Raw genomic sequence first — 1,930 nt, forward strand, 5'->3', positions numbered from 1 at the left:
CGTCCACTTGGTTTTCGAGACTGGCCTTTTAATTCTAACGTAAAGCCAACCTAGAACGGCGGGGTTTCAGACCCAAAATTTCCGATGAAGACTCCCTGTGCAAGGTTCTCGTCAAAATGCACACAGTTGCTGGTCACGATGTCATAACAGTCAACGAAGTGGGACTTTCTGGACAGCCAGATTCTGTTGTCTTGAACTATGCCCGACAAAACAATCGAATGCTGCTAACTCGTAATTGCCGAGATTTTGAAGCCATCCATCAAGAAAACCCCTGCCATTCAGGTATTTTGGCCATTTACGAGAATAGGGACTACTCAAAAGATCTCAGTAGAGGGGAAATTGTCAAAGCGATCGCCAATCTGGAAACTGCTAATATCCCTCCGGCCAATCAGTTCATCTCCCTGAATCAGTGGAACTATTAGCTTTTCTAGGTTTGGCTAAGGAACAACCCAACCCAACACCAAAGCTGGACAACAATAGATTACACACTAAACTAAAATAAGCTGTATCCTAAGCTACAATTTAATAAATCTTTATATTTCTCTCCCTAATCAGTTAGCCGTAGCTTGGGTTGAGCTATCATTATTGCTCAGGTATTACCCATCGGCTCAAAAGGCGAAACCCAACAAAAATTGTGAAAATATTCCAGGAAGTTGTTGGGTTGAGCTATCATTATTGCTCCGGTATTACCCATCGGCTCAAAAGGCGAAACCCAACAAAAATTGTGAAAATATTCCAGGAAGTTGTTGGGTAACAGGTGTCTGAATAAGTTGATTAATTAATCGAGCCGTAGGTTGGGTTGAGCTATCATTATTACTCAGGTATTACCCATCGGCTCAAAAGGCGAAACCCAACAAAAATTGTGAAAATATTCCAGGAAGTTGTTGGGTTTCCTTGCGTCAACCCAACCTACAAGTCTCACCCCTGGGAATTGTACAATAAGGTTGTACAAGTATCCCCTTACTCTCAAACACAGTATTTTATCAACTGTAGATATCTCGGCGATGTCCAACCTTATGGATGGTAAGCCGCTTTGCTTCGGGTGCAAAAGAATAGATAACTCTATAGTCACCGACTCGAAGCTTGAAAAGACCACTCAAATTAGCACTTAAAGCTTGAGGACTAACATTTTCAAAATTATCCAACAACCAGCGAACTTTCCGCAAAATTCGCTCTTGAATGATAGGAGCGAGTGCTTCTAAATCAGCGATTGCTTCGCGGCTAAATTCTACAAAGTAAGCCATTACCAGTTTAATCCTAATTTTTTGGCTACTTCCTCGGCTGAAACCCCATTTTCTCCTATTTCAGTCCGTCTTAGAGAGTCAAGAAGTTGTTGCTTAACTTCAGGTTTGACTTCTTTATCTTGGTCAGGATCGAGTAAGATAGATTGGATGGTTTCGGCAACAGTTTCTTGAATGAGGAGCTTGAGTTCTTCAACGGTTAGCTCTTTAACTTGCATATTTTTAACTAGGAGAGAAGAATAAATAAACTACTCCTAATTTTGACACTAAATTGGCTATTTGGCTCTTCTCGACTTTGTGTGATCATCAATGCTTTGTCTCGTTCCAAGGTAGAACCTCTGAAAATGCCTTGCCAGGGAGACCCTAGCAACGAGGTGATAGTTGTTTAATAAGCGAAAGGAAAAAACAAACCCCTTCAACTCTGATTAAGGGGGCATTTATGGTATTTTTAGAGGCAATTTAGCCTACCTTTGTGGTTTCTTTTTCGGTGGATTGGGAGGGGTTTAGTTGGCAACTGATAATAAAGCCTCTTCTATTGGCTTTGGTAACTCAATAGCATAAAACCGATTCTGGCTCTTCGGTAATTGTTATGCAATGGACGGGGGTTATAAGGGATGGAACCCTTATATAGAAAAGCATTTAGCGATTTTTGTCAATTGTTTTTGCTCTAGAGCGAACTAATCAATTAA

3 protein-coding genes are annotated in these 1,930 nt (G+C 40.9%); 1 reads left to right on the forward strand and 2 read right to left on the reverse strand.

The genetic code is table 11. The annotated features are described in order from the left end of the window. The first annotated feature begins 116 nt into the window (after positions 1–116). Complete coding sequence (locus PX481_RS21900) at positions 117–422, forward strand: DUF5615 family PIN-like protein (protein ID WP_002759897.1); 306 nt, start codon at positions 117–119, stop codon at positions 420–422. Between the two features lie 561 nt (positions 423–983). Here PX481_RS21900 and PX481_RS21905 read toward each other — a convergent pair. Next, on the reverse strand, positions 984–1,244 hold the full coding sequence (locus PX481_RS21905) for a type II toxin-antitoxin system RelE family toxin (protein ID WP_002759899.1): 261 nt from the start codon (positions 1,242–1,244) through the stop codon (positions 984–986). Further along, a complete protein-coding gene (locus PX481_RS21910) occupies positions 1,244–1,459 on the reverse strand; it encodes a hypothetical protein (protein ID WP_002759900.1) in 216 nt (71 codons plus the stop codon). The genes PX481_RS21905 and PX481_RS21910 overlap by 1 nt, the downstream gene beginning before the upstream one ends. Between the last annotated feature and the right edge of the window lie 471 nt (positions 1,460–1,930).

The organism is Microcystis sp. M53603_WE2 (assembly GCF_030065435.1).

Excerpts from the sequence above, each read along its gene's own strand:
- PX481_RS21905 (WP_002759899.1), bottom strand. The coding sequence starts at position 1,244 with ATGGCTTACTTTGTAGAATTTAGCCGCGAAGCAATCGCTGATTTAGAA.
- PX481_RS21910 (WP_002759900.1), bottom strand. The coding sequence starts at position 1,459 with ATGCAAGTTAAAGAGCTAACCGTTGAAGAACTCAAGCTCCTCATTCAA.
- PX481_RS21900 (WP_002759897.1), top strand. The coding sequence starts at position 117 with ATGCACACAGTTGCTGGTCACGATGTCATAACAGTCAACGAAGTGGGA.